This is a genomic window from Pseudomonas asgharzadehiana (genome assembly GCF_019139815.1).
Taxonomy (GTDB): Bacteria; Pseudomonadota; Gammaproteobacteria; order Pseudomonadales; family Pseudomonadaceae; genus Aquipseudomonas; species Aquipseudomonas asgharzadehiana.
On record NZ_CP077079.1, the window covers coordinates 1,211,081 to 1,237,061 of the forward strand.

Genomic DNA, 25,981 nt, shown 5'->3' on the forward strand with positions numbered 1-25,981 from the left:
GTGTCCCTGATCGCTTCAGACCACTTCCGCATCGTTGTCGGCCTCGGCAAGAGCGGCATGTCCCTGGTTCGCTTCCTGGCGAACCGGGGCACGTCGTTTGCCGTGGCCGACACGCGGGAAAATCCACCGGAGCTGGTCACGCTGCGCCGTGACTACCCGCACGTGGAAGTGCGTTGTGGCGAGTTGGATGTCGAGTTTCTGTGCCGCGCCGATGAGCTTTACGTGAGCCCTGGCCTGGCCCTGGCGACACCGGCCCTGCAAGCAGCAGCGGCGCGTGGCGTGAAGCTGTCCGGCGATATCGACCTGTTCGCGCGCCACGCGAAGGCACCGATCGTGGCCATCAGCGGTTCCAACGCCAAAAGCACCGTGACCACCCTGGTCGGCGACATGGCGATGGCGGCCGGCAAGCGCGTGGCCGTGGGCGGTAACCTCGGCACGCCGGCGCTGGATCTGCTCAGCGACGACATCGAGTTGTATGTAATGGAGCTGTCGAGTTTCCAACTGGAAACCACCCACGACCTGGGCGCCGAAGTCGCGACGGTGTTGAACGTCAGCGAAGACCACATGGACCGTTACAGTGGCTTGCCCGCGTATCACCTGGCCAAGCACCGGATCTTCCGCGGCGCCAAGCAGTTTGTGGTCAACCGCCAGGATGCCCTGAGTCGTCCGCTGATCGGCGAGGGCATGCCCTGCTGGACCTTCGGCCTGGGCAAACCCGACTTCAAGGCCTTCGGCATCCGCGAAGAGAACGGCGAGAAATACCTGGCCTTCGAGTTCCAGAACCTGATGCCGGTGCGCGAGCTGAAAATCCGCGGCGCCCATAACCAATCCAACGCTCTGGCCGCCTTGGCGCTGGGGCATGCCGTGGGCCTGCCGTTCGACGCCATGCTCGCGAGCCTGCGCACCTTCGGCGGCCTGGAACATCGCTGCCAATGGGTGCGCGACCTCAATGGCGTCAGCTATTACAACGACTCCAAGGCCACCAACGTGGGCGCCGCATTGGCCGCCATTGAAGGCCTTGGCGCCGATATCGACGGCAAGCTGGTGCTGATCGCCGGTGGCGACGGCAAGGGCGCTGATTTCAAAGACCTCAAGGCACCGGTGGCCGCGCATTGCCGAGCCGTGGTGTTGATGGGCCGCGATGCCGATTTGATCGCCGCTGCCCTGGGTGATGCGGTGCCGCACGTGCGCGCCACGTCCCTGGACGATGCCATCGCCCAGTGCCAGGCCCTGGCCCAGCCGGGCGATGCGGTGCTGCTGTCGCCGGCGTGCGCCAGTTTCGACATGTTCAAGAACTACGAAGAGCGCGGCCAGTTGTTCGCTCGCGCCGTGGAGGGCTTGGCATGAGCATCGATTTCAGAAATATCATCAAGCCTTACCCGTCGCCGATCATCACGGGGCGCGGCATTGACCTCGATTTCCCGATGCTCGCCGGTTGCCTCGCGTTGCTGGGCCTGGGCCTGGTGATGATCACCTCGGCTTCTTCCGAAGTGGCGGCCGTACAGTCGGGCAACACCCTTTACATGATGATCCGGCACTTGGTGTACCTGATCATCGGCCTGGGCGCGTGCATCGTGACCATGATGATCCCCATCGCCACCTGGCAACGCCTGGGTTGGCTGATGCTGATCGGTGCCTTCGGCTTGCTGATCATGGTGATCCTGCCGGGCATCGGCCGCGAGGTGAACGGTTCGATGCGCTGGATCGGCTTCGGTGCGTTCAACGTGCAGCCGTCGGAGATCGCCAAGGTGTTCGTGGTGATCTACCTCGCCGGCTACCTCGTCCGCCGCCAGAAAGAAGTGCGCGAAAGCTGGATGGGCTTCTTCAAGCCGTTCATCGTGCTGCTGCCCATGGCCGGCCTGTTGCTGATGGAACCGGACTTCGGCGCCACCGTCGTGATGATGGGGGCGGCGGCGGCGATGCTGTTCCTGGGCGGCGTGGGCCTGTTCCGCTTCAGTTTGATGGTGGTGCTGGCCGTGGCCGCCGTGACCATCCTGGTGCAGGCGCAGCCCTATCGAATGGCGCGTCTGATTACCTTTACCGACCCCTGGTCCGACCAGTTCGGCTCCGGCTACCAATTAACCCAGGCGTTGATCGCCTTTGGTCGCGGCGAGTGGCTGGGCGTGGGCCTGGGCAACAGCGTGCAGAAGCAGTTCTACCTGCCCGAAGCGCACACCGACTTCGTGTTTTCGGTACTCGCCGAAGAGCTGGGCGTGGTGGGTTCGCTGTGCACCGTCGCGCTGTTCGTGTTCGTGTGTGTACGCGGCATGTACATCGGCTTGTGGGCCGAGAGGGCCAAACAATATTTCGCCGCTTACGTGGCGTACGGCTTGTCGTTCCTGTGGATCGGCCAGTTCCTGATCAACATCGGGGTGAACGTCGGCTTGCTGCCGACCAAGGGCCTGACCTTGCCGTTCCTCAGTTATGGCGGCAGTTCGTTGGTGATTTGCTGCGCCTGCCTGGGCTTGTTGCTGCGCATCGAGTGGGAGAGTCGAACCCACCTGGGCAGCGAAGACATGGAGTTCAGCGAAAGCGACTTCGCCGAGGAGCCGACCCATGGGCGCTAATGTGCTGATCATGGCGGGCGGCACCGGGGGCCACGTGTTCCCGGCCCTGGCTTGCGCGCGGGAATTCCAGAACCGTGGCTACACCGTGCATTGGTTGGGTACGCCGCGCGGCATCGAAAACGAATTGGTGCCCACTGCCGGCTTACCGCTGCATCTGATCAACGTCACCGGCCTGCGCGGCAAGGGCAAATTGTCCCTGCTCAAGGCGCCGTTTGTGTTGCTCAAGGCGGTGTGGCAGGCGCGCAAAATCATCCGTGAATTGCAGCCGGTGTGTGTGCTCGGTTTTGGCGGTTATGTGACGGGGCCTGGCGGTGTGGCCGCCAAGCTCGCCGGCGTGCCGGTGATCGTGCACGAACAAAATGCCGTCGCCGGTACCGCCAACCGGTTGCTGGTGCCCTTGGCCGCGCGGGTGTGCGAAGCGTTCCCGAACACTTTTGGAGCATCGAGCAAGCGGCGTACCACCGGCAACCCGGTGCGCACCGAACTGTTTATGGACATCGCGCGTCAGGCATTGGCCGGGCGCAAGGCGCATTTGCTGATCCTGGGCGGAAGCCTGGGCGCCGAGCCATTGAACAAGCTGCTGCCGGAAGCGGTGGCGCAACTGCCGGAACAGTTGCGCCCGGAGATCTTCCATCAGGCCGGCAAGAACCACGATGAAGTGACCGCCACGCGCTACCGCGAGGCCGGTGTCGAGGCGAACGTACAGCCTTTCATCAAAGACATGGCCCATGCCTATGGCTGGGCCGACCTGGTGGTCTGTCGCGCTGGTGCGCTGACCGTCAGTGAACTGGCCGCCGCCGGTCTGCCGTCCTTGCTGGTGCCTTTGCCCCATGCGATTGACGATCACCAGACCCGCAACGCCGAATATTTGGCCGGGGAGGGCGCTGCCTTCCTGCTGCCGCAAAGAACGACTGGCGCGGCCGATTTGGCCGCACGCCTGACTGAGGTTTTGATGCAACCCGAACGACTCAACAGCATGGCGAGCACCGCAAGCCGCCTGGCCAAACCTGACGCAACCCGCACCGTGGTCGATATCTGCCTGGAGGTGGCCCATGGTTGAGAATCAGAAAGCCATGCCGCAACCCGAGATGCGCCGCATCCGTCGCATCCACTTCGTCGGTATCGGCGGCGTGGGCATGTGCGGTATTGCCGAAGTCCTGCTGAACCTGGGCTACCAGGTATCCGGCTCGGACTTGAAAGAGTCGCCGGTCACCGAGCGCCTGAAGTCCTTTGGCGCGCAGATCTTTATCGGCCACCGTTCCGAGAACGCCGCCGAGGCCGACGTGCTGGTAGTGTCCAGTGCCGTGAACACCTCCAACCCGGAAGTGGCCACCGCCCTTGAACGCCGTATTCCCGTGGTGCCACGCGCCGAGATGCTCGCCGAGCTGATGCGCTATCGCCACGGCATCGCCGTCGCCGGCACCCACGGCAAGACCACCACCACCAGCCTGATCGCCTCGGTGTTCGCCGCCGGTGGCCTGGACCCGACCTTCGTGATCGGTGGCCGCCTGAATGCAGCCGGCACCAACGCCCAGCTCGGCACCAGCCGTTACCTGATCGCCGAAGCCGATGAAAGCGACGCGAGCTTCCTGCACCTGCAACCGCTGGTCGCCGTGGTGACCAACATCGACGAAGACCACATGGCTACCTACGACGGTGACTTCAACAAGTTGAAGAAAACCTTCGTCGAGTTCCTGCACAACCTGCCGTTCTACGGTTTGGCGGTGGTGTGCCTGGACGACCCGGTGGTGCGTGAGATCCTGCCACAGGTCAAGCGTCCGACCGTGACCTACGGCTTCAGCGAAGACGCCGACGTGCGCGCGATCAATGTACGCCAGGAAGGCATGCAAACCTTCTTTACCGTGCTGCGCCCTGATCGCGAGCCGTTGGATGTGTCGGTGAACATGCCGGGCAACCACAACGTATTGAACTCCCTGGCGACCATCTGCATCGCCTCCGATGAAGGCGTCAGCGACGAAGCCATCGTCGAAGGCCTGTCGCGTTTTGCCGGCGTGGGCCGTCGCTTCCAGGTCTACGGCCAGTTGCCGGTAGACGGCGGTGACGTGATGCTGGTGGATGACTACGGTCACCACCCGACCGAAGTCGCCGCGGTGATCAAGGCCGTGCGGGGTGGCTGGCCGGAGCGTCGCCTGGTCATGGTGTACCAGCCGCACCGCTACAGCCGTACCCGCGACCTGTACGACGACTTCGTCAATGTACTGGCCGATGCCAACGTGCTGCTGTTGATGGAAGTCTACCCGGCCGGTGAAGAACCGATCCCGGGCGCCGACAGCCGCAAGCTGTGCAACAGCATCCGTCAGCGTGGCCAGTTGGACCCGATCTACATCGAGCGCGGTGTGGACCTGGCGCCGATCGTCAAGCCGCTGCTGCGCGCCGGTGACATCCTGCTGTGCCAGGGGGCCGGTGATATCGGCGGCCTTGCGCCGAAGCTGTTGGCGAGCCCGCTGTTTGTCGCGGCGAAGGGGAAGTCGAAATGATCACTGACTACGCCTCCCTGTTCTCAACGGTTACGCCTGCCGACTTCGGTCGCGTGGCCGTGCTGTTCGGCGGCAAGAGCGCCGAACGTGAAGTGTCGCTCAAGTCCGGCAATGCCGTGCTCCAAGCGCTGCAAAGCGCCGGTGTGAACGCGTTCGGCATCGACGTGGGCGATGACTTCCTCGCGCGCTTGCAGGCCGAGAAGATCGACCGCGCCTTTATCATTCTTCACGGCCGTGGCGGTGAAGACGGCAGCATGCAAGGCCTGCTGGAATGCGCCGGCATCCCTTACACCGGCAGCGGCATCCTCGCCTCGGCATTGGCGATGGACAAATTGCGCACCAAGCAGGTGTGGCACAGCCTGGGTATTCCAACCCCGCGTCACAGCGTGCTGTGCAGCGAAGACGATTGTATTTGCGCAGCCAAGGAACTGGGCCTGCCTTTGATCGTCAAACCTGCCCATGAAGGCTCCAGTATCGGCATGGCCAAAGTGAACTCGGCCGCCGAATTGATCGACGCATGGAAAGCGGCAAGTACCTACGATTCGCAAGTGTTGGTGGAACAGTGGATCCAGGGTCCCGAGTACACCATCGCCACCCTGCGTGGCCAGGTATTGCCGCCTATCGCATTGGGCACGCCCCACACGTTTTACGACTACGACGCCAAGTATGTGGCTTCCGATACCCAGTACCGGATCCCATGTGGCCTTGACGCAACCAAGGAACAGCAATTGATGGACCTCACGGCGAAAGCCTGTGAGGCGCTGGGTATCGCCGGTTGGGCGCGGGCAGACGTGATGCAGGACGACCAAGGGAATTTCTGGTTCCTGGAAGTCAACACTGCGCCGGGCATGACCGACCACAGCCTGGTACCCATGGCCGCCCGTGCCGCCGGTCTGGATTTCCAGCAGTTGGTGCTGGCGATCCTGGCCGACAGTATTGAGCCCAGAGGCTAAGACATGAAAGGCGCATCGCTTCGTCATCAGCCCCCTCAAGCACCGAGCCGCAAGCCGGTGCCCCGGGGTGCCAGTCGAATGGTGGCTAAAGAGCCGATGTCGGCGCGCCTGCCGAAAGCCAACTTTGGTTTCCTCAAGGCGCTGTTCTGGCCGGTGATGCTGGTGGCGTTGGGCTTTGGCACGTACGAAGGCGCACAGCGCCTGTTGCCGTATGCCGACCGGCCGATCACCAAGATCAGCGTGCAGGGGGACTTGAGTTACATCAGCCAACAGGCGGTGCAGCAGCGTATCGGCCCGTTCCTGGCGTCGAGTTTCTTCACCATCGACCTGGCCGGCATGCGCGCTGAGCTGGAACAGATGCCGTGGATCGCCCACGCCGAGGTCCGCCGCGTATGGCCGGACCAGGTGACGATCCGCCTGGAAGAACAACTGCCCGTGGCCCGTTGGGGTGACGAGGCGCTGTTGAATAACCAGGGCCAGGCGTTCACCCCGCGTGAGCTGGCCAACTACGAGCACCTGCCGCAGCTGTTCGGGCCGCAGCGGGCGCAGCAGCAAGTGATGCAGCAGTACCAGGCCCTGAGCCAGATGCTGCGGCCACTGGGCTTCTCCATTGCACGCCTGGAACTGCGTGAACGGGGCAGCTGGTTTTTGACGACCGGGGCAGGCAGTTCCGGCCCGGGTATCCAGTTGTTGCTGGGACGCGACCGCTTGGTGGAAAAGATGCGCCGTTTCATCGCCATCTATGACAAGACCTTGAAAGAACAGATTACGAACATTGCGAGCGTCGACCTGCGTTACGCCAACGGCCTTGCCGTCGGCTGGCGTGAACCGGCTGCGCCCACGGCAGCGCAACCCGCTGTCGCGAAGAATTAAGAAGAGGCAGGACCCATGGCAAACGTGCAAAGCGGCAAAATGATCGTCGGTCTCGATATCGGCACCTCCAAGGTGGTGGCGCTGGTGGGCGAGGTCGGGGAAGACGGCACGATCGAAATCGTCGGTATTGGCACGCATCCGTCCCGGGGCCTGAAGAAGGGCGTGGTGGTGAACATCGAGTCCACCGTGCAATCGATCCAGCGCGCCATCGAAGAAGCGCAGCTGATGGCCGGTTGCCGGATCCACTCGGCGTTCGTCGGCGTGGCGGGCAACCATATCCGCAGCCTGAACTCCCACGGCATCGTGGCGATCCGCGACCGCGAAGTCAGTTCGGCCGACCTTGAGCGCGTCCTCGACGCTGCCCAGGCCGTGGCGATCCCGGCCGATCAGCGCGTACTGCATACCTTGCCGCAGGATTACGTGATCGATAACCAGGAAGGCGTTCGCGAGCCCCTGGGTATGTCGGGCGTGCGCCTGGAAGCCAAGGTCCATGTGGTGACCTGCGCCGTCAACGCCGCACAGAACATTGAAAAATGCGTGCGCCGCTGCGGCCTGGAAATCGACGACATCATTCTCGAGCAACTGGCCTCGGCCTACTCGGTACTGACCGACGACGAAAAAGAACTGGGCGTGTGCCTGGTGGACATCGGCGGCGGCACCACCGACATCGCGATCTTCACCGAAGGTGCGATCCGTCACACCGCCGTGATCCCGATTGCCGGCGACCAGGTGACCAACGACATCGCCATGGCGTTGCGCACGCCGACCCAGTACGCCGAAGAAATCAAGATCCGCTACGCCTGTGCCCTGGCCAAGCTGGCCGGTGCCGGTGAAACCATCAAGGTGCCGAGCGTGGGCGATCGTCCGCCGCGCGAGCTGTCGCGCCAGGCCCTGGCCGAAGTGGTCGAGCCGCGCTACGACGAACTGTTCACGCTGATCCAGGCTGAACTGCGTCGCAGCGGCTACGAAGACCTGATCCCGGCCGGCATCGTGCTGACCGGTGGTACCTCGAAGATGGAAGGCGCGGTCGAGCTGGCCGAGGAAATCTTCCACATGCCGGTACGCCTGGGCGTGCCCCATGGTGTCAAAGGCCTGGGCGACGTGGTGCGCAACCCGATTTATTCCACCGGTGTGGGCTTGCTGTTGTACGGGCTGCAAAAGCAGACCGACGGCATTTCCCTGTCGGGCCCGAGCAACCGTGACAGCTACCGCAGTGACGACGAGGCGAAAGCGCCGTTGTTGGAGCGGCTGCAGGCATGGGTCAAAGGCAATTTCTAAAGATTTACCGCAACACCGCAGTAAGCAGTAGGCGAAAAAACTAGAGAAAACGAAAGGAGAGGGAACATGTTTGAACTCGTAGACAACATCCCCGCTAGCCCGGTTATCAAAGTAATCGGTGTCGGCGGTGGCGGCGGCAACGCTGTCAACCACATGGTCAAGAGCAACATTGAAGGCGTTGAATTCATCTGCGCCAACACTGATGCCCAGGCGCTGAAAAGCATCGGCGCGCGGACCATCCTGCAATTGGGCACAGCCGTGACCAAGGGCCTCGGCGCCGGCGCCAATCCGGAAGTCGGCCGTCAAGCCGCCCTGGAAGACCGCGAGCGTATTGCCGAAGTGCTGCAAGGCACCAACATGGTGTTCATCACCACCGGCATGGGCGGCGGTACCGGTACCGGTGCTGCGCCGATCATTGCCGAAGTAGCCAAGGAAATGGGGATCCTGACGGTTGCTGTCGTGACCCGTCCGTTCCCGTTCGAAGGTCGCAAGCGCATGCAGATCGCCGACGAAGGCATCCGTCTGCTGTCTGAAAGCGTCGACTCGTTGATCACCATTCCCAACGAGAAGCTGCTGACCATCCTGGGCAAGGACGCAAGCTTGCTGTCCGCATTCGCCAAGGCTGACGATGTACTGGCCGGTGCCGTTCGCGGTATCTCCGATATCATCAAGCGCCCAGGCATGATCAACGTCGACTTTGCCGACGTCCGTACCGTGATGAGCGAAATGGGCATGGCGATGATGGGCACCGGCTGCGCCAGCGGTCCTAACCGTGCGCGTGAAGCCACCGAAGCGGCCATCCGCAACCCGCTGCTCGAAGACGTGAACCTGCAAGGCGCACGCGGCATCCTGGTGAATATCACCGCAGGTCCCGACCTGTCCCTGGGTGAGTACTCCGACGTGGGTAGCATCATCGAAGCGTTCGCTTCCGAGCACGCCATGGTCAAAGTCGGTACCGTCATCGACCCGGACATGCGCGACGAGCTGCACGTGACCGTGGTTGCAACCGGTCTGGGCGCAAAAATCGAGAAGCCTGTGAAGGTCATCGACAACACGCTGCATAACAGCCAAGCCAGCCACGCGAGCCAAGCGGCTGCCGCCCCAGCGCCTTCGCGCCAGGAACTGCCGTCGGTCAACTACCGTGATCTGGACCGTCCGACCGTGATGCGCAACCAGGCCCAGGCCGGTGCTGCTGCCTCGCGTAGCCCGAATCCGCAAGATGATCTGGACTACCTGGACATCCCGGCATTCCTGCGTCGTCAGGCCGATTGATGGAATGTATCAGGGCTATGAAGGTGATTGGTGTTCAGCAAAGGTCTGGTCTGCTATTATCGCCAGCCTTTGTTGATACCAGTTCGCAATTTGCGCTGAAGCGGTCCAAGCCATGATTAAACAACGCACCCTGAAGAATATTATTCGTGCCACAGGTGTAGGTCTGCACTCCGGTGAGAAGGTCTACCTGACCCTCAAGCCCGCACCTGTCGACACCGGCATCGTGTTTGTGCGTGCCGACCTGGACCCTGTGGTGCAGATTCCTGCTCGCGCGGAAAACGTTGGCGAAACCACTATGTCGACCACGTTGGTCAACGGTGACGTCAAAGTGGACACGGTGGAGCACTTGCTCTCGGCCATGGCCGGTTTGGGCATCGATAACGCCTACGTCGAGCTCTCCGCGTCCGAAGTCCCTATCATGGATGGCAGCGCTGGACCCTTCGTATTCTTGATTCAATCTGCCGGCCTGGAAGAACAGGACGCAGCCAAGAAGTTCATTCGCATTCTGCGGGAAGTGACAGTAGAAGACGGCGACAAGCGCGCCACCTTCGTCCCGTTCGAAGGCTTTAAAGTGAGCTTTGAGATCGATTTCGATCACCCGGTATTCCGTGACCGCACCCAAAGTGCAAGCGTGGATTTTTCCAGCACTTCGTTCGTAAAAGAAGTCAGCCGCGCCCGTACCTTTGGTTTCATGAGTGACATCGAGTACCTGCGCAAGCACAACCTCGCACTCGGCGGCAGCGTTGAAAACGCCATTGTGGTCGACGCGGATGGTGTACTGAACGAAGACGGCCTTCGCTACGAAGACGAATTCGTGAAGCACAAGATCCTCGATGCAATCGGTGACCTCTACCTGCTGGGCAATAGCCTGATAGGCGAGTTCAAAGGCTTCAAGTCGGGCCACGCCCTTAACAACCAGCTGCTGCGCAAGTTGATTGAGCAGACAGACGCTTGGGAAGTCGTGACCTTCGAAGATGCCAGCACCGCACCGATCTCTTACATGCGTCCCGTTGCGGCGGTGTAAGTAACAACTCTCTTTCTTTAGTTTTTAAAGGCTGCCTTCGGGTGGCCTTTTTTTATATCCATTTTTATGTGAGCACGTTTGCGAAGCCGGGTTAGAGCCCGTCCGCATCCACGATCCGATTGCGCCCCGTGTGTTTGGCCTCGTACAAGGCCTGATCGGCGCTGAGCAGCAAAGCCTCCAATGGCGTGCCACTACGCTTGTGCCAAGTGCTCATGCCAATACTCACGGTAATGGGGCGTTGATCCCCGGCCACCCGCGGCAAATGCTCGACGCTGCTGCGAATATGTTCGGCAATCAGCCAGGCGCCCTTGGCATCGGTGTTCGGCAACACCACCGCAAACTCTTCCCCGCCATACCGCGCCGCCAGGTCGGCAGGTCGGCGGATGTTGCTGCCGATCACCTGGGCAACTGTGCGCAAGGCTTCGTCGCCACCTTGATGGCCATGACGATCGTTGAACGCTTTGAAGTGGTCTACGTCGATCATCAGCAGCGTCAGCGGCTCCGTCGAGCGTTGGGCGCGGTCCCATTCCAGGCGCAGGCGCTCATCCAGGGTGCGACGATTGGCCAGGCCGGTCAGGGCGTCGGTGGCTGCCAGTTCTGACAGCACCCGTTCGGCGCGAAAGCGGCGCCGCAGTTCGCGACGCAACATCCAGGTAAGCCATAGCAAGCCGATACAGAGGATGCCGGTCGCGCCGCTGGTCAGCAGGGCCGCACGTCTCCAGGGGGCGAAAACATCGTCACTGGACAAGGCCACCACCACGATCAGCGGCAGCTCGCCAACGTTGGTGAAGGTGTACAGGCGCTCCTTGCCGCTGATGGCCGAGATCGCCTGAAAGCTGCCCATGCCTTCGCGCAGAATACGTTTGAAATTCGGTCGATCGCTCAAGTCCTTGTCGATCATGTCGCGTTCGAGCAGTGGCTGCTGGGCCAGCAGGATGCCCCTGTTGTTGAGCAGGTTGACGCTGCTGCTGTTGCCGATCGTGAGGGTGCTGAACAACTGATCGAAATACGCCAGGCGCATGGTTGCCACCGCAACGCCGATAAACTCACCGTTGGGGCCTGATACGCGCCGGCTGAATGCCATGCGCCATACCTGCTCGCAGTCGCAATCAATCTTGAACGGCCGACTGATGAACAAGCCGGTCTGCGGCTCTCTCACATGCACCTGGAAATAGTCACGGTCGGCGAAGTTACGGGGCGTGGGGTGCAGGGTCGAAGAGTCGGCGATGACAGTGCCATCGGCGTCCAGCAGCAACACTTCGCCTTTGAACGGCGCGGCGGTGGATAAATCAAATTGCACCAGGTGTTGAATGCTCGGCGTCACCTGGGCCAGGTCTTCGCGTTGTTTGGCGGCGATCAGCCCTTTGAGCGCCAGGTCGTAGAGTTCGACGTTGCGCAACACATCGGCATTGATCAACTGGGCGATGTTGGTGGTCGCGCGCGTGGCCGCCTGCAAGGTGCTGGCATGTTCGCGGATCAACAACGCCGCCACGATCACCACGATCAGGACGACGGTCAGGCCGCTGCCCAGAATCAATAGCAGCTCGGGGTGTGCAGTGCGGGGATGACGACGGCGTTGACTCATCGGGCGGACTTCAGCGGTGTGAATGCTGGCAGTTTAGTTCTACCCGACGAAAATTAAATAGCGGGTTAAAAAGAAAGATCGGCGCCTTAAAACACCGCTGACGGATAGACGACCCACTATGAAGGGCGAGTTGATCAGGCCGGCAGCGTAATGCCAAAGGTATTGCCGTGGCTGTCGCTGTGTACGAACACATCGCCGCCATGCATCAGCGCAATCGCCTTGACGATGGCCAGGCCCAGCCCGTGATTGGCGCCGCTGTTACTGCGCGAGGCGTCCACCCGATAGAAACGCTCGAACAGCCGCGGCAGGTGCTCGCTGGCAATCGCCTCGCCAGGGTTGGTCACGCCGATGGCTACCTGACGGTCCCGCACGACGATGTTGACTTCGATGACCTGCCCCGGCGCGGTGTGCTGCACCGCATTGCTCAGCAGGTTGATCAGCGCACGGCGCAGGTGGGCTTTTTCGATCTGTACCTGCGCATCGCCCTTGACCTGCACCCGCACCTGGGCGTCCTCAAGGATGAAGTCCAAATAGTCGAGGGTAGTTGCCACTTCATCGGCCAGGGAGCTTTCGATCAGTTTGGTGGCCTTGGTGCCCTGGTCGGCGCTGGCCAGAAACAACATGTCGTTGATAATCGAGCGCAGGCGTTCCAGCTCTTCCAGGTTGGATTCCAGCACCTCCAGGTAATGCTCGGCGGACCGCCCACGCGTCAGCGCCACTTGGGTCTGGCCGATCAGGTTGGTCAATGGCGAGCGCAGTTCATGGGCCACGTCGGCATTGAACGACTCAAGGCGCGAATACGCCTGCTCGACGCGGTCGAGGGTGGCGTTGAACGAGTTGACGAATTGCTTGAGCTCCGGCGGCAATGGCGACAGTTGCAGGCGCCCGGAGAGTTTGGGCGGCGCAAGTTTTTGCGCTTCCTCGGACAGTTTTTCCAGCGGCTTGAGACCGAGGCGCGAGACCCAGAAGCCCAGCAGCGCCGCCAGCACCACGCCGACCAACGCCAGGCTGACCAGCGCCACCAGTAAGTGATGTTGGGTCGCGCGGAAATTTTCGGTGTCGATGGCAATCATGAAGCGCAGTGGCGGGCGTTGCTCCTTGGCCGGGAACTGGCTTACCAGCACTTTGAAGGGGTAAGCGTAGCCGGGCAGGTGCAAGTCGCGTTTACCCGTGGCGCCTTGGGCGAAGGCTCGGATCTGCGCGTCCGGCTCACCGTATTCGTAGCTCGGGTCAGTGCTGACCACCCAGAAACGGATACGCTTGTCTTCCTCCCCCAGCAGCTTGAGCTTGGCCTTGATCTTCAGCCAATGCTCGGGCGTGCCGAAGCGATTGACCGATGACTCCAGCACGCTGTAGCGCGCGTCCAACTCCGCCCCCGGCAACAGGCCGAGGCCACGGTCCACCTGTTGATAGAGCGCGCCGCCGATCAACACAAAGATCAGCAGCGCCACCAAGGTGAACATGCCGCTCAGGCGCAGGGCGATGGAGTTAGTTGACACTGCGGTTCTCCAGCACGTAGCCCATGCCGCGGATGGTGTGCAGCAGCTTATGTTCGAACGGCCCGTCCAGCTTGGCGCGCAGGCGCTTGATCGCGACTTCGACCACGTTGGCGTCGCTGTCGAAATTGATGTCCCAGACCATCTCTGCAATCGCCGTTTTCGACAGGATTTCGCCCTGGCGCCGCGCCAGTACGCTGAGCAGCGAAAACTCTTTGGCGGTCAGGTCCAGGCGCACGCCGTTGCGGCTGGCCTTGCGGCTGATCAAGTCGATCCACAAGTCGGCAACCGTGACTTGCACCGGCTCGTGGCCGCCACTGCGCCGGGTCAGGGCTTGCAGGCGCGCCACCAGCTCCAGGAACGAAAATGGCTTGCCCAGGTAATCGTCGGCGCCTTCGCGCAGGCCGCGAATGCGGTCTTCCACGCGTTCACGGGCGGTGAGCATGATCACCGGCGTCTGCTTGCGCGCGCGCAAGGCTCGCAGCACGCCAAAGCCGTCGAGGCCGGGCAGCATCACATCGAGCACGATTACCGCGTAATCGTTTTCCAGCGCCAGGTGCAGGCCCTCGACGCCTTCGCGGGCCACGTCGACGGTGTAGCCCTGTTCCGTCAGGCCACGGTGCAGGTAGTCGGCGGTTTTTTCTTCATCTTCAACAATCAGGACGCGCATGACACCGCCTCAATCTGTGGTCGCCAACGCGAGCGTTGGTTTGGGTCGGTGGAAGAATTTTTCGAGGTACAAGTATATGACCGGCGTGGTGAATAGCGTCAGCGCCTGGCTTACCAGCAGGCCGCCGACCACCGCGATGCCCAACGGTTGGCGCAGTTCCGCGCCGGGGCCGCTGCCGAGCATCAGCGGCACCGCGCCGAGCAGGGCGGCGAGCGTGGTCATGATGATGGGGCGGAACCGCGTCACGCAGGCTTCATAAATCGCGTCCTGCGGCGCCAACCCGCGCACGCGCTGGGCTTCCAGGGCGAAGTCGATCATCAGGATGCCGTTCTTCTTGACGATGCCGATCAACAGCACCAGGCCGATCAGCGCCATGATCGAAAAGTCCTGGCCCATCAGCCACAGCATGATCAGCGCGCCCAAACCCGCCGAGGGCAAGGTGGAAATAATCGTCAGCGGGTGCACGAAGCTCTCGTACAACACCCCCAAAATAATGTAGACCGCCACCAGCGCCGCGAGGATCAGCCACGGCTGGCTGGCCAGCGAACTCTGGAACGCCTGGGCCGCGCCCTGGAAGTTGCCGATCAGGGTGGCTGGCATGCCGATGTCGTTCTTGGCCTGGTTGAGCATGATCACCGCATCGCCCAACGCCACGCCGGGCGCCAGGTTGAACGACAGGTTGGCGGCCGGGAACATACCGTCATGGCTGATGGACAACGGGCCCACGGTGGGCGGGTCGACCTTGGCCAACGCCGACAGCGGCACCATCTCGTTGGTGAGGGGCGAGCGCAGGTAGAAGTAGTTCAGGCTCTCGGCCTTGCCGCGTTGTTGGGTGTCCAGTTCCAGCACCACCTGGTATTGGTTGATCTCGGTCTGGAACTCGTTGATCTGGCGCTGGCCGAAGGCGTCGTAAAGGGCCTGGTCGACATCGGTGGCGGTCAGGCCGAAGCGGGCGGCGGCCTGCCGGTCGATGCTGATGTGGGTGATGCTGCCGCCCAGTTGCAGGTCGTTGGACAGGTCGCGAAACGCCGGGTTGGCGCGCAGTTTTTCGGTCAGGCGCTGGGTCCAGGTATTGAGCGTCGCGCCGTCGTTGCTCTTGAGCACATATTGGTACTGGGCGCGGCTGGGGCCGGAGCTGAGGTTGATGTCTTGCCCCGCGCGCAGGTACAGCACGATGCCAGGCACCTTTGCCAGTTTCGTACGGATGCGGTCGATGAACTGGCTGGCGGACACATCGCGATTACCGCGATCTTTCAACGCAATCCAGAAGCGGCCGTTGGCGATGGTCTGGTTGCTGCCGGTCACGCCCACCGAATGGGAAAACGCCTGCACCGCCGGGTCGTCCTGGATGATCTGGGCCAGGGCTTTGTGCTTGGCGACCATGTCCGGGTACGACACGTCGGCCGCCGCTTCGCTGGTGCCGAGTACAAAGCCGGTGTCTTGCACCGGAAAGAAACCCTTGGGGATAAACACGTAGCCGACCACGGCCAGGGCCAACGTCATGATGAAGAGCGCGGCCATGCTGCGTTGATGCGCCAGGGCACGGCGCAGGTTGCGTGCATAACCGGCCAGCAGGCGTTCGCTGAAGCCGGGTTTGTCGTGGCCGGGGTGAGTGGGCGCGCGCATGAACAGTGCGGCCAGGGTCGGCGCCAGGGTCAACGAGACCACCACCGAAATCAGGATGGTCGAGGTCGCCGTCAACGCAAATTCCTTGAACAAGCGCCCGACCACGCCGCCCATGAACAGCAGCGGGATAAAGGCCGCCACCAGCGAGAAGCTGATGGAGACCACGGTAAACCCGATCTCGCCGGCGCCCTTGATCGCCGCTTCGCGCTTGTCGAGCCCGGCCTCCAGGTGGCGATGGATGTTCTCCACCACCACGATGGCATCGTCCACCACAAAGCCCACGGCAATGACGATCGCCACCAGGGTCAGGTTATTCAGGCTGAAACCCATCAGGTACATCAGCGCAAAACTGGCCACCAGCGACACGCCGAGCACGCTGGACACAATCAGCGTCGCCGACAATTGGCGCAGGAACAACGCCATCACCGCCACCACCAGCAGAATCGCGATCAGCAGGGTCACTTCCACTTCATGCAGGGACGCGCGGATGGTCTTGGTGCGGTCGCTCAACACGCTGACCTGCACCGAGGCCGGCAACATGGCTTGCAGGCGCGGCAACTCGGCTTGAATGCGGTCCACGGTCTCGACGATATTCGCGCCGGGCTGGCGCGAAATCACCAGATTGACCCCCGGCGTGTCACCGGACCAGGCCTGTACGTAGGCGTTTTCCGAGCCGTTGATGACTTTGGCGATATCGCGCAATTGAACCGGTGCGCCATTTTTGTAGGACACGATCAGTTGGGCGTAGTCCTCGGGGTGAAACAGCTGATCGTTGGTCGAGAGCGTCGATACGCTGTTCTCGCCGTAGATGGCCCCCTTCGCCAGGTTGAGGCTCGATTGCTGGATGGCCAGGCGCACATCGGCGAGCGTCAGGCCAATGGCCGCGAGTTTATCGGGTGACGCCTGCACGCGGATCGCCGGGCGTTGCTGGCCGGTGATGTTGATCTGCCCCACACCGTCGATCTGGCTGATCTGCCGGGCGAGCAGGGTTTCCACGTAGTCGCTCAGTTCGGTGCTGGGCATGCTGTCGGAGCTGACGCTGAGGATCAGCACCGGGCTGTCCGCCGGGTTGACCTTCTTCCAGGTCGGCAGGCTCGGCATGTCGCTGGGCAGTTTGCCGGCTGCGGTGTTGATGGCCGCCTGCACTTCTTGCGCGGCGGTGTCGATGCTCTTGTTGAGGGTAAATTGCAGGGTCAAGAGGCTGGAGCCCAAGGCGCTGCTGGAGGTCATTTGGGTGACGCCGGGGATGGCGCTGAATTGCACCTCCAAAGGCGTGGCCACCGAGGAGGCCATGGTGTCGGGGCTGGCTCCGGGCAATTGTGCGGTCACCTGGATGGTCGGAAATTCCGCCTCGGGCAGTGGCGCGATGGCCAGTCGGGGGAAGGCAATCATCCCGAGCAGCACCAGGGCGAAGGTCAGCAGCAGGGTGGCGACCGGGTGGTCGACACACCATGCCGATGGCGAGCGACTCACGGCTGCACCTTGGCGTCGACCGTCTGGATCAATTGCGGCGGCTCTTTGAGCACCTCCACTTGCGCGCCGGCCTTGAGCCGCGACTGGCCATCGCTGACTAGCACGTCACCGGCCTGTACCCCTTTGATGATGTTGATGTCGCTGTCTTGATAGGCCACTTGCACCGGTACTGCCTCGACCTTGTCGCCTTTGACCCGGTACACGAAGTGCGAGTCCAGGCCGCGTTGCACCACGGTTGGCGGCACCACCAGGGCGTTTTTGTCGAGGGCGGTCTGGATCTTGATGGTCACCAGTTGCCCCGGCCACAGGCGTTGCGACGCGTTGTTGAACGTTGCCTTGGCGCGCAGGGTACCTGTGGTTGAGCTGACCTGGTTGTCGATCAGGCTCAAGTGGCCTTCAGCGAGCAAGTCGCCGGTCCGGCCGTCGGTGTCGGCGCCCAGGTAAGCGTCGACACGGGCTTGGGTGGGGGCGGCGAGCAGGCCTTGCAGGGTGGGCAGCATCTGTTGCGGCAGGGAGAACTCGACGGCAATCGGGTCGATCTGAGTCACCGAAAACAGGCCTTGGGTATCGCTGGTCCGCAGGAAATTACCTTCATCCACATTGCGGATGCCGACGCGGCCACTGACCGGCGAGCGAATCTGAGTGTAGGAAAGCTGTACCTGAGCCGAATCAATCGCCGCCTGGTTGCCCTGGGCGGTGGCCTTCAACTGGTTGACCAGGGCTTGTTGCTGGTCATAGGTCTGCCTGGACACGCCATCGTCCACGCTCAGTTCCTTGTAGCGCTTGAGGTTGACCAGTGCCACTTGCAGTTGTGCCTGGCTCTCACCCAGTTGCGCCCTGGCCTGGTCGAGGCTGGCGCGGATCGAGCGATCATCGATTCTGGCCAGGAGGTCGCCGGCCTTGACCCATTGCCCTTCCTTGACCAGCAACTGGGTGAGGATGCCGTCGACCTGCGGACGAATCACCACGCTGTGCAGCGATAACACGGTGCCGATACCGCTGACAAACCGCGGGACATCCTGTTGCGCCACGCTCACCACCCGTACCGGAGTCGCCGTGGGCGCCGCCAGTTTGGCCTTGGCCGGGCGGTTCAGCGCCCATGCCGCAACCGCCGTTACCACAAGTACACCCACGATCAAGGCGGTTTTTGGTCGAATCTGCATGGATGAGGCGCCGGGGACAAAGGATGGGGAGAGTGAGCGGTCTTTATAACCCTGTGATCCGGTCAGCACGGTGACTGCTAACTGACAGCGCTGTCAGCAAACGCTGGACCATTCGTACAGGCGGTGGTTAAAGATCCGAAGCGCGCAGGTATACTGCGTGCCAGTGCGGCCCGCAAGTCGGCCCCGCCTCATTTTTTGCACGCTCCGGAGCTTCCATGACTTCCCCGACACAACCTCCTGTTGAAGCGGCCGACATCGTCGATCCGGCCAGCGCCGATGGCGTTGAAAAAGCCGAGATCCCGGCGTTCAAGTTTCCGTTCAAACCGGGTGAACTGGCTGGCGCCAAGCAGGCGGCCCAGCCTTGGTACAAGAACGGCGCCAAGAACGGTCACACCAAGTCGCCGGGCATGGCGCCGCCGGGTACACGCCGCTCCATGGGTAAACGCTGAGGTTAAATAGTCGTACGCTGCATCGACTCTTGCCTACAAAACCTGCTGAGATTTCTGATTGTAGGCCTACGTCCGTTTCTTGAAAGCTTGCACAGCCCTTGCTGTCCCGCACGGTTTACCGAGCGGGTGTGGCGAGGCTGCTCTTTTCGGAAAAGGACGTTTCCCGTGGCCCTGATACACATCTGTGTAATGCTTGCCCTGATGTTCTCGGTGGATACCGTGGCGGCCGGCGACTCACCCCGACGCGAAATCCGTTTTGGCGTTGCCGCGCAATTCCCCCCCTTTCAGAGCCGCAACCCGCAAGGGCAGTTGGTAGGCCTGAACATCGAGCTGGGCAACGCGTTGTGCGAGCAGTTGAATGTGCGCTGCACCTGGGTCGACCAGGTGATTGTCGAGGACTTCCGCGCCCTGGAATCCAGGCATTTGGACGCGATCATGGGCATGGCGCCTACCTCGAAACGGCGTCGCTGGGCGAGTTTCACCGATAACCTCTACCCCTTCACCACGCGCCTGGTGGCGCGCAAGACATCGGGCCTGTTGCCCAACGTGCAATCCCTCGAGGGCAAGCGGGTGGGCGTATTGCTGGGCAGTAACCGCGCGACGTTCGTTCTTGCGAAATGGGCGCCGAGAGGGGTTGTCATCAAATGCTTCTGGCTCAATGACGACCTGGTGCGCAGCCTGGTGGCGGGCGAAATCGATGCAACCCTGCAAGGCACCGTGGAAATACGTGAAGCCTTGCTCGACAAGCCCGAGGGCAAGGAATTCGACTTCCTGGGCCCCGCCGTTTCGGCTGCGTTGTTGGGCGATGGCGTGGCAATCGCGGTGCGCAAGCCCGATATCGCCTTGCGCGACGCGCTCAACCGCGCCCTTGAACAACTGATCCGCAATGGCGAGTACCAAAGGATCATCAAGCCCTACCGCCTGGACGCGCCCGTTGCGATGCCCTGAGTTCAGGCAGCCCTGAGCGGGATAAACGCATAATTGGCCGGTACTTCGGTGGCAATCTGCGCTCCCGCATCCAGCAACTGTTCGGCGATATCCATGCCGGACACATGAAATACCCACTCGTTGGCCACGCACGGTTGGTCGCCCGCCCGCTCAAGCGCCTGGGCAAACGCGCCCATGTCCGGCAGGTATGCGGTAAACCCATCGCCCTTGAGTGCGGTGGTGCGTATGCCCAGCAACGCGCACACCGCTTCTTTGGTCTGCACGTCGTCGCGGTCGGCCTGGCGCGAGCGGCCGATCAGCTCGGCCAATTCCAGGTCGACCAACTCGCCACCCACGATCAGCGCAGGGCCCTGTTCCCAGGATTGCGGTGGGCACTCCTTGGCGGCGGGGTTGAGCGGGATGTGCGGGTTGATCTCCATGGGATAAATGCGGCATACCAACGGGCGGCGTTCATAGATGCTGCACAGGTTGTCTGCGTCAAGATTCCGGCAGCGCCCGGCGTTGTAGGCGGCAAAGGTGATCGCCACGAACGCCTCGGTGCTGCCGCTGGGCACCCTCACCGAACGGCGCTCGGCGTGCTCGCGTTGTTGCAGCGCCAAGCCCAGGCCATTGCCGAGGAAACCCTCCACCAGCACGATGACGTTACCGCCGTCCGCCGCCCACATACGGGCTTCGTCGAGGGTCAGGGGCACATGGTGGTCGCTGCAGCATTTGCCGCAGCCGACACAGGAAAAGTGGGTATTCATCGCGGATCTGTCACCAGGCTAGGTCAGGGGGTACGCAGGAACGGTGACGGGTTTTTACCTCTTGGCACCGTTGCAGTGCTCTGGAAGCAAGTTATGCGCCAGCACCTTTCAGTCTTCGCTGAGCACATCCCGCAACACCAACACCATGCCCGCACTTTCATACAGCCGCCGGGCACGCAGGTTGCTCTCCACTACCTTGAGGTCGACGTAAGCTTCGCCGCGTTGTTTGAACACCTGGAAGCTGTGCAGCAACAGCGCGCGGCCCAACCCCTGGCCCTGGGCACACGGGTGCACAGCGAGGTTTTTGATAAAGGCGCTGGTCCAGCATTGGGCCACGCCGAGGATGCCCTGGTCGTTGCTGGCCACCAGGCACAACGCAGGGTCGAACTCCGCATCGGTCACGAACTGCTGCTGCCAGGCCGACAGATGGGGAACGCGGCCGCCGCCCTGGTTCTGGGTCATGCTCAACACCGCGTGAATCGCCGGGGCCAGGTCGTCGCGGTAGTGGTCCAGCCGCGTACCGGCCGGCCACTGTGGCGCGGGCAGGCTGCCGCGCAGGTCGCGGCGCAGCAGATGGAAGTACTCAGGCACCGCTTACAGGCCCCTGTCGGCCACGTCTTTGGCGGCCACGACCAGGCACTTGGTCAGTTCCGGCGAGGAGAATTTGGTCAGCACTGAGTTGGCCCCGGCCAGGCGGGCTTTTTCGCTGTTCATCGCGCTGTCCAGGGAGGTGTGCAGCAGCACGTACAGGTCTTTGAAGTCCGGCGTTTCGCGCAAGGTGCGGGTGAGGGCGTAACCGTCCATTTCGGACATCTCGATGTCCGACACCACCACGTTGATCTGCGCAGCCGTGCCTTGCAGCTCCAGCAGCACGTCGATGGCTTCCTTGGCGCTGCGCGCGGTGTGGCAGGTCAGGCCGAGGTTGCGCAAGGTGTGCACCGATTGCTGCAGGGCGACCTGGCTGTCATCCACTACCAGAATCCGTGCGTTGCCGAGCACTTCGGCTTCTTCCATGGTCAGGTCGGTGGGCGCCGTTTCAATCGGCGCCGGCGCGATACCGTGGATGACTTTTTCAATATCCAGCACTTGTACCAAGCCGCCTTCCACTTGAGTGACCCCGGTGATAAACGCACGGTTGCCGCCGGAACCGTAGGGCGGCGGGCGGATGTCGGTGGTCAGGCAATGCACGATCTTGCTCACCGCTTGCACGTGCAGGCCTTGTTTGGAACGGCTTACGTCCGTGACGATCAGGCAGCCGCCATCCGGGTCTTCCAGGGGCATTTCGCCCAGGGCACGGCTCAGGTCGATCACCGCCAACGAGTTACCGCGCAGCGTGGCGATGCCTTTGACGTGGGGGTGCGACTCCGGCAGCTTGGTCAGCGGCGGGCAAGGGATAATCTCGCTGACTTTCAGCAGGTTGATGGCCATCAGCTTGCCGCTGCGCAAGGTAAAGAGCAGAAGCGAGAGTGAGTCTGCGCGGGCTTTGGTGGTGGACATAAAAACCTTCTGTGGATCAGGGATGACGATCTTCTATGGAAGGGTATCGACTTGGGAGGGCCAGGCTTTAACCGGATTTTCCGTCGGGCTGGCCCCCTCCCACACTGAGTGTGTGTCAGCCCTTCCAGACTTGGGGGTTCACCAGGTCCTGCGGGCGCTGGCCGAGCAAGGCGCTGCGCAGGTTGTCCAGGGCGCGGTTGGCCATGGCTTCGCGGGTTTCATGGGTGGCCGAGCCGATATGCGGCAGGGTCACGGCATTGCTCAGTTGGAACAGCGGCGACTCGGCCAAGGGTTCCTGCTCATACACATCCAGCCCGGCGCCACGGATGGTCTGGTTCTGCAGGGCCTTGATCAGCGCCGGCTCGTCCACCACCGGACCACGGGAGATATTCACCAGGATCGCGCCGGGCTTCATCAGCTCCAATTCGCGGGTGCTGATCAGGTGACGGGTCTTGTCGCTGAGCGGGACGACCAGGCAGACGAAATCCGCCTCGGCCAGCAACTGGTCCAGGCTGCGCCACTGCGCGCCCAGTTCCTGCTCAAGCGCGGCCTTGCGGCTGTTGCCGCTGTACAGAATCGGCATGTTGAAGCCCAGGCGCCCACGACGGGCGACGGCCGCGCCGATATTGCCCATGCCGACAATGCCCAGTGTCTTGCCGTGCACATCGCAGCCAAACAACGGCGCGCCGACGCTGGCTTTCCATTGGCCGGCCTTGGTCCATGCGTCCAGCTCGGCCACACGGCGCGCGCTGCTCATCAGCAGGGCGAAGGCCAGGTCGGCGGTGCTTTCGGTGAGTACATCGGGGGTGTTGGTGAGCATGATCCCGCGCTCATCGAAGTACGGCACGTCGTAGTTGTCGTAGCCCACCGACACGCTGGACACCACTTCAAGCTTGCCCGCGCCGTCGAGCTGCGCCCGGCCCAGCTTGCGGCCAACGCCAATCAGGCCGTGGGCGTGGGGCAGGGCTTCGTTGAACTGCGCGTTGATGTCCCCCAGCTTGGGGTTGGGCGCGATCACCTCGAAATCCTGTTGCAGGCGTTCGATCATTGGCGGGGTGATGCGGCTGAAGGCGAGGACAGTCTTTTTCATGGCAGGCGGGCTCATCGACTACGGAAGAATGCCAAGCACGCTAACATTCCCGCCGGCAATTGTCAGGGCGCTCCTGCCACATTGACCCTGTGGTGTTTGTTGGCAATCAGTTCGACAACCGCGCGCCGCCCAAACTGCCACTCAACTCATAGGCCACCAACTCGGCCTGATGTGCCGCGAGAATCTCCGGCAACGAACCGCGCAGGTATTCCACCCACGTCTTGATCTTCGCATCCAGGTACTGGCGCGACGGGTAGATGGCGTACAGGTTCAGTTCCTGGGAACGGTAGTTGGGCATCACCCGCACCAACGTGCCATTGCGCAGGCCTTCGATGGCGGCATACACCGGCAACAGGCCGACGCCCATGCCGCTGGTGATCGCGGTTTTCATCGCGTCCGCCGAGTTCACCAAAAACGGCGAGGTGTTGATCGCCACGCTTTCCTGGCCTTCGGGGCCGTTGAAGGTCCACTTGTCCAGTTGGACCACCGGGCTGACCAGGCGCAGGCACGCGTGGTTGAGCAGATCGCTGGGGCGGTGGGCGCAGCCTTTGGCCTTGACGTAGTCCGGCGAGGCACAGGCGATGCTGTAGGTGATGCCCAGGCGTTGGGAGACGAAACCCGAATCCGGCAGTTCGCTGGCCAGCACGATGGACACGTCGTAGCCCTCGTCGAGCAGGTCGGGCACGCGGTTGGCCAGGGTCAGGTCGAAGGTCACGTCCGGGTGGGTACGGCGGTAACGGGCGATGGCGTCGATCACAAAGTGCTGGCCGATGCCGGTCATGGTGTGCACTTTCAACTGCCCGGCGGGGCGTGCGTGGGCATCGCTGGCCTCGGCTTCGGCTTCTTCGACATAGGCGAGGATCTGCTCACAGCGCAGCAGGTAGCGTTTACCCGCTTCGGTGAGGGCAATGCGCCGGGTGGTGCGGTTGAGCAAGCGGGTTTGCAGGTGGGCCTCCAGATTGGAAACCGCGCGCGAGACGTTGGCCGTGGTGGTGTCCAGTTGCGCGGCGGCGGCGGTGAAGCTGCCGGCGTCGGCCACACAACTGAAGGCGCGCATGTTTTGCAAGGTGTCCATGGAGTGTTCTCTGGGGAGATGCCAAATTGTGACAGAAAGTTACGTCGACCAGTGATCCCTACCAATGGATTATCGCCTTAACGGTAACAAAGAATCACAGGAATGCCCGCTTATCGTCCCCCATGGCGCCGCCTAGAATTGCGCCACCTACCGTGCATCACCACCTCAGGAATTCGCTTGCCGTGCCGCCTCGCATCAGCAGAGAGCTGAAGACTCTCAGTGTTTGGGCTTTATCGTTAGCTATCAGCGGCTGCATCGGAACCGGAGGAATCGCCCCCCAAGGCCAGGCCCTGAATGCCAATACCCTGGCCACCGACGAGGCCATCCAGAGCGCGGCCCGGGATGCCCATTGGCCCACCGCGCACTGGTGGCACGCGTACGGCGACCCGCAACTCGACCGCTGGGTCGAACTGGCCACCCGCGACAGCCCGAGCATGGCCATGGCCGCCGCGCGGGTGCGTGAAGCGCGGGCCATGGCCGGGGTTGCCGAGTCGGCCGAGTCGTTGCAGATCAATAGCGACACCACTCTCAAGCGCCACAACTGGCCGAAGGATCAGTTCTACGGCCCCGGCGAGTTGAGCGGCGCCAACACCTGGGACAACAATTCGTCGTTGGGCCTGAGCTACGCCCTCGACCTGTGGGGCCGCGAACGCAACGCCACCGAGCGGGCCGTGGACCTGGCGCACATGAGCGTCGCCGAGGCGCGCCAGGCCCAGCTCGAACTGCAGAACAACGTGGTGCGCGCCTATATCCAGCTGTCGTTGCACTACGCCAACCGCGATATCGTCGCCGCGACCCTGGCCCAGCAACAGCAGATCCTCGAGCTGGCCAACAAACGCCTGGACGCCGGCATCGGCACGCATTTCGACGTGAGCCAGGCCGAAACGCCATTGCCCGAAACCCATCGCCAACTGGACGCCCTCGACGAGGAAATCGCCCTGAGCCGTAACCAGTTGGCCGCATTGGCGGGCAAAGGGCCGGGCGAGGGCGCGCAGTTGCAACGCCCGAGCCTGTCTCTGGCCGCGCCGTTGAAACTGCCATCGACCCTGCCCGCGCAATTGCTCGGCCAGCGCCCGGACGTGGTCGCCGGCCGCTGGCAAGTGGCGGCCCAGGCGCGTGGCATCGACGTGGCACAGGCGAGCTTCTACCCCAACGTCGACCTGGTCGGCAGCCTTGGCTACGTGGCCACCGGCGGCGGCATGCTGGCGTTTCTGGCCGGCAAGAAATTCAATTACAGCGTCGGCCCGGCGCTCACCTTGCCGATCTTCGACGGTGGCCGCCTGCGTGCCGAGCTGGGTGAAGCCAGCGCCGGCTATGACCTCGCCGTGGCGCGTTACAACCAGACCCTGGTCAATGCGCTCAAGGGCATCAGCGACCAGTTGATCCGCCGCGAATCCATGGACAAGCAATCGTCATTCGCCGCGCAGTCGGTGGCTTCGGCGCAGAAAACCTATGACATCGCGATGATCGCCTACCAGCGCGGCCTCACCGATTACCTGAATGTGCTCAACGCCCAGACCCTGCTGTTTCGCCAGCAGCAGATCGAGCAGCAGGTACAGGCGGCGCGCCTGAGCGCCCATGCCGAACTGGTGACCGCCCTGGGCGGCGGCCTCGACGCTGGCAAGGACATACCCCAAGACGCCCAGGCTCTCCCCGGCAAAACCCCGGCGGCGCTGGCCGTGTTCGACCACTGAGTAG

At 62.5% G+C, this 25,981-nt stretch carries 22 protein-coding genes; 12 read left to right on the top strand and 10 right to left on the bottom strand.

The window, feature by feature from the left end; genetic code table 11:
* From murD to lpxC, 9 genes are all read left to right on the top strand, one after another.
* Complete coding sequence (gene murD, locus KSS96_RS05495) at window positions 1–1,347, top strand: UDP-N-acetylmuramoyl-L-alanine--D-glutamate ligase (RefSeq protein WP_065877272.1); 1,347 nt, start codon at window positions 1–3, stop codon at window positions 1,345–1,347.
* On the top strand, window positions 1,344–2,567 hold the full coding sequence (gene ftsW / locus KSS96_RS05500) for a putative lipid II flippase FtsW (RefSeq protein ID WP_017526178.1): 1,224 nt from the start codon (window positions 1,344–1,346) through the stop codon (window positions 2,565–2,567). The genes murD and ftsW overlap by 4 nt, the downstream gene beginning before the upstream one ends.
* Window positions 2,557–3,627 (top strand): undecaprenyldiphospho-muramoylpentapeptide beta-N-acetylglucosaminyltransferase, encoded by a 1,071-nt coding sequence (gene murG / locus KSS96_RS05505; RefSeq protein WP_065877271.1) that lies wholly within the window; start codon window positions 2,557–2,559, stop codon window positions 3,625–3,627. Before ftsW ends, murG begins: the two co-directional genes overlap by 11 nt.
* On the top strand, window positions 3,620–5,065 hold the full coding sequence (gene murC / locus KSS96_RS05510) for a UDP-N-acetylmuramate--L-alanine ligase (protein ID WP_017526180.1): 1,446 nt from the start codon (window positions 3,620–3,622) through the stop codon (window positions 5,063–5,065). The genes murG and murC overlap by 8 nt, the downstream gene beginning before the upstream one ends.
* Complete coding sequence (locus KSS96_RS05515) at window positions 5,062–6,018, top strand: D-alanine--D-alanine ligase (RefSeq protein ID WP_017526181.1); 957 nt, start codon at window positions 5,062–5,064, stop codon at window positions 6,016–6,018. The genes murC and KSS96_RS05515 overlap by 4 nt, the downstream gene beginning before the upstream one ends.
* 3 nt (window positions 6,019–6,021) lie before the next feature.
* The gene (locus tag KSS96_RS05520; RefSeq protein ID WP_217855792.1) at window positions 6,022–6,891 is read left to right on the top strand and encodes a cell division protein FtsQ/DivIB; all 870 of its coding nucleotides are present in this window, start codon (window positions 6,022–6,024) and stop codon (window positions 6,889–6,891) included.
* A 15-nt stretch (window positions 6,892–6,906) separates the two neighbouring features.
* Window positions 6,907–8,169: a cell division protein FtsA gene (gene ftsA, locus KSS96_RS05525; protein WP_017526183.1), complete on the top strand. Its 1,263-nt coding sequence runs from the start codon at window positions 6,907–6,909 to the stop codon at window positions 8,167–8,169.
* Window positions 8,170–8,235: 66 nt separating this feature from the next.
* Window positions 8,236–9,441: a cell division protein FtsZ gene (gene ftsZ, locus KSS96_RS05530; RefSeq protein WP_017526184.1), complete on the top strand. Its 1,206-nt coding sequence runs from the start codon at window positions 8,236–8,238 to the stop codon at window positions 9,439–9,441.
* 112 nt (window positions 9,442–9,553) lie between these two features.
* Window positions 9,554–10,465: a UDP-3-O-acyl-N-acetylglucosamine deacetylase gene (lpxC, locus tag KSS96_RS05535; protein ID WP_003171886.1), complete on the top strand. Its 912-nt coding sequence runs from the start codon at window positions 9,554–9,556 to the stop codon at window positions 10,463–10,465.
* A 91-nt stretch (window positions 10,466–10,556) separates the two neighbouring features.
* Here lpxC and KSS96_RS05540 read toward each other — a convergent pair whose 3' ends face one another.
* The 5 genes from KSS96_RS05540 to KSS96_RS05560 form a co-directional block, all read right to left on the bottom strand.
* On the bottom strand, window positions 10,557–12,050 hold the full coding sequence (locus tag KSS96_RS05540; RefSeq protein ID WP_065877270.1) for a sensor domain-containing diguanylate cyclase: 1,494 nt from the start codon (window positions 12,048–12,050) through the stop codon (window positions 10,557–10,559).
* A gap of 134 nt (window positions 12,051–12,184) precedes the next feature.
* Window positions 12,185–13,549, bottom strand: a complete 1,365-nt coding sequence (locus tag KSS96_RS05545) for a heavy metal sensor histidine kinase (RefSeq protein ID WP_135196384.1) — start codon at window positions 13,547–13,549, stop codon at window positions 12,185–12,187.
* The gene (locus KSS96_RS05550) at window positions 13,539–14,216 is read right to left on the bottom strand and encodes a heavy metal response regulator transcription factor (RefSeq protein WP_017526187.1); all 678 of its coding nucleotides are present in this window, start codon (window positions 14,214–14,216) and stop codon (window positions 13,539–13,541) included. The genes KSS96_RS05545 and KSS96_RS05550 overlap by 11 nt, the downstream gene beginning before the upstream one ends.
* Window positions 14,217–14,225: 9 nt before the next feature.
* Window positions 14,226–17,315 (bottom strand): multidrug efflux RND transporter permease subunit, encoded by a 3,090-nt coding sequence (locus KSS96_RS05555; protein WP_017526188.1) that lies wholly within the window; start codon window positions 17,313–17,315, stop codon window positions 14,226–14,228.
* Complete coding sequence (locus KSS96_RS05560; protein WP_137219968.1) at window positions 17,312–18,478, bottom strand: efflux RND transporter periplasmic adaptor subunit; 1,167 nt, start codon at window positions 18,476–18,478, stop codon at window positions 17,312–17,314. The genes KSS96_RS05555 and KSS96_RS05560 overlap by 4 nt, the downstream gene beginning before the upstream one ends.
* 215 nt (window positions 18,479–18,693) lie before the next feature.
* Here KSS96_RS05560 and KSS96_RS05565 point away from each other — a divergent pair, with 215 nt between their 5' ends.
* Complete coding sequence (locus KSS96_RS05565; protein ID WP_017526190.1) at window positions 18,694–18,927, top strand: hypothetical protein; 234 nt, start codon at window positions 18,694–18,696, stop codon at window positions 18,925–18,927.
* A gap of 165 nt (window positions 18,928–19,092) precedes the next feature.
* On the top strand, window positions 19,093–19,875 hold the full coding sequence (locus tag KSS96_RS05570; protein WP_026067130.1) for a transporter substrate-binding domain-containing protein: 783 nt from the start codon (window positions 19,093–19,095) through the stop codon (window positions 19,873–19,875).
* A gap of 2 nt (window positions 19,876–19,877) precedes the next feature.
* Here the strand turns inward: KSS96_RS05570 and KSS96_RS05575 are convergent, their stop codons facing one another.
* The 5 genes from KSS96_RS05575 to KSS96_RS05595 form a co-directional block, all read right to left on the bottom strand.
* A complete protein-coding gene (locus KSS96_RS05575) occupies window positions 19,878–20,621 on the bottom strand; it encodes a YkgJ family cysteine cluster protein (protein WP_065877268.1) in 744 nt (247 codons plus the stop codon).
* Window positions 20,622–20,729: 108 nt separating this feature from the next.
* The gene (locus KSS96_RS05580) at window positions 20,730–21,212 is read right to left on the bottom strand and encodes a GNAT family N-acetyltransferase (RefSeq protein WP_217855794.1); all 483 of its coding nucleotides are present in this window, start codon (window positions 21,210–21,212) and stop codon (window positions 20,730–20,732) included.
* Between the two features lie 3 nt (window positions 21,213–21,215).
* Window positions 21,216–22,118: a chemotaxis protein CheV gene (locus tag KSS96_RS05585; RefSeq protein ID WP_017526194.1), complete on the bottom strand. Its 903-nt coding sequence runs from the start codon at window positions 22,116–22,118 to the stop codon at window positions 21,216–21,218.
* A gap of 115 nt (window positions 22,119–22,233) precedes the next feature.
* The gene (locus KSS96_RS05590; protein WP_217855796.1) at window positions 22,234–23,208 is read right to left on the bottom strand and encodes a 2-hydroxyacid dehydrogenase; all 975 of its coding nucleotides are present in this window, start codon (window positions 23,206–23,208) and stop codon (window positions 22,234–22,236) included.
* Between the two features lie 106 nt (window positions 23,209–23,314).
* Window positions 23,315–24,283, bottom strand: a complete 969-nt coding sequence (locus tag KSS96_RS05595; RefSeq protein WP_017526196.1) for a LysR family transcriptional regulator — start codon at window positions 24,281–24,283, stop codon at window positions 23,315–23,317.
* Window positions 24,284–24,465: 182 nt separating this feature from the next.
* Here KSS96_RS05595 and KSS96_RS05600 point away from each other — a divergent pair, with 182 nt between their 5' ends.
* Window positions 24,466–25,977: an efflux transporter outer membrane subunit gene (locus KSS96_RS05600; protein ID WP_217855798.1), complete on the top strand. Its 1,512-nt coding sequence runs from the start codon at window positions 24,466–24,468 to the stop codon at window positions 25,975–25,977.
* Window positions 25,978–25,981: the final 4 nt, after the last annotated feature.

Bases quoted from the DNA above. Each gene is read 5' to 3' on its own strand.
- ftsW (WP_017526178.1), top strand. From the start codon at position 1,344: ATGAGCATCGATTTCAGAAATATCATCAAGCCTTACCCGTCGCCGATC.
- murG (WP_065877271.1), top strand. From the start codon at position 2,557: ATGGGCGCTAATGTGCTGATCATGGCGGGCGGCACCGGGGGCCACGTG.
- murC (WP_017526180.1), top strand. From the start codon at position 3,620: ATGGTTGAGAATCAGAAAGCCATGCCGCAACCCGAGATGCGCCGCATC.
- KSS96_RS05515 (WP_017526181.1), top strand. From the start codon at position 5,062: ATGATCACTGACTACGCCTCCCTGTTCTCAACGGTTACGCCTGCCGAC.
- KSS96_RS05520 (WP_217855792.1), top strand. From the start codon at position 6,022: ATGAAAGGCGCATCGCTTCGTCATCAGCCCCCTCAAGCACCGAGCCGC.
- ftsA (WP_017526183.1), top strand. From the start codon at position 6,907: ATGGCAAACGTGCAAAGCGGCAAAATGATCGTCGGTCTCGATATCGGC.
- ftsZ (WP_017526184.1), top strand. From the start codon at position 8,236: ATGTTTGAACTCGTAGACAACATCCCCGCTAGCCCGGTTATCAAAGTA.
- lpxC (WP_003171886.1), top strand. From the start codon at position 9,554: ATGATTAAACAACGCACCCTGAAGAATATTATTCGTGCCACAGGTGTA.
- KSS96_RS05540 (WP_065877270.1), bottom strand. From the start codon at position 12,050: ATGAGTCAACGCCGTCGTCATCCCCGCACTGCACACCCCGAGCTGCTA.
- KSS96_RS05550 (WP_017526187.1), bottom strand. From the start codon at position 14,216: ATGCGCGTCCTGATTGTTGAAGATGAAGAAAAAACCGCCGACTACCTG.
- KSS96_RS05560 (WP_137219968.1), bottom strand. From the start codon at position 18,478: ATGCAGATTCGACCAAAAACCGCCTTGATCGTGGGTGTACTTGTGGTA.
- KSS96_RS05565 (WP_017526190.1), top strand. From the start codon at position 18,694: ATGACTTCCCCGACACAACCTCCTGTTGAAGCGGCCGACATCGTCGAT.
- KSS96_RS05575 (WP_065877268.1), bottom strand. From the start codon at position 20,621: ATGAATACCCACTTTTCCTGTGTCGGCTGCGGCAAATGCTGCAGCGAC.
- KSS96_RS05585 (WP_017526194.1), bottom strand. From the start codon at position 22,118: ATGTCCACCACCAAAGCCCGCGCAGACTCACTCTCGCTTCTGCTCTTT.
- KSS96_RS05590 (WP_217855796.1), bottom strand. From the start codon at position 23,208: ATGAAAAAGACTGTCCTCGCCTTCAGCCGCATCACCCCGCCAATGATC.
- KSS96_RS05595 (WP_017526196.1), bottom strand. From the start codon at position 24,283: ATGGACACCTTGCAAAACATGCGCGCCTTCAGTTGTGTGGCCGACGCC.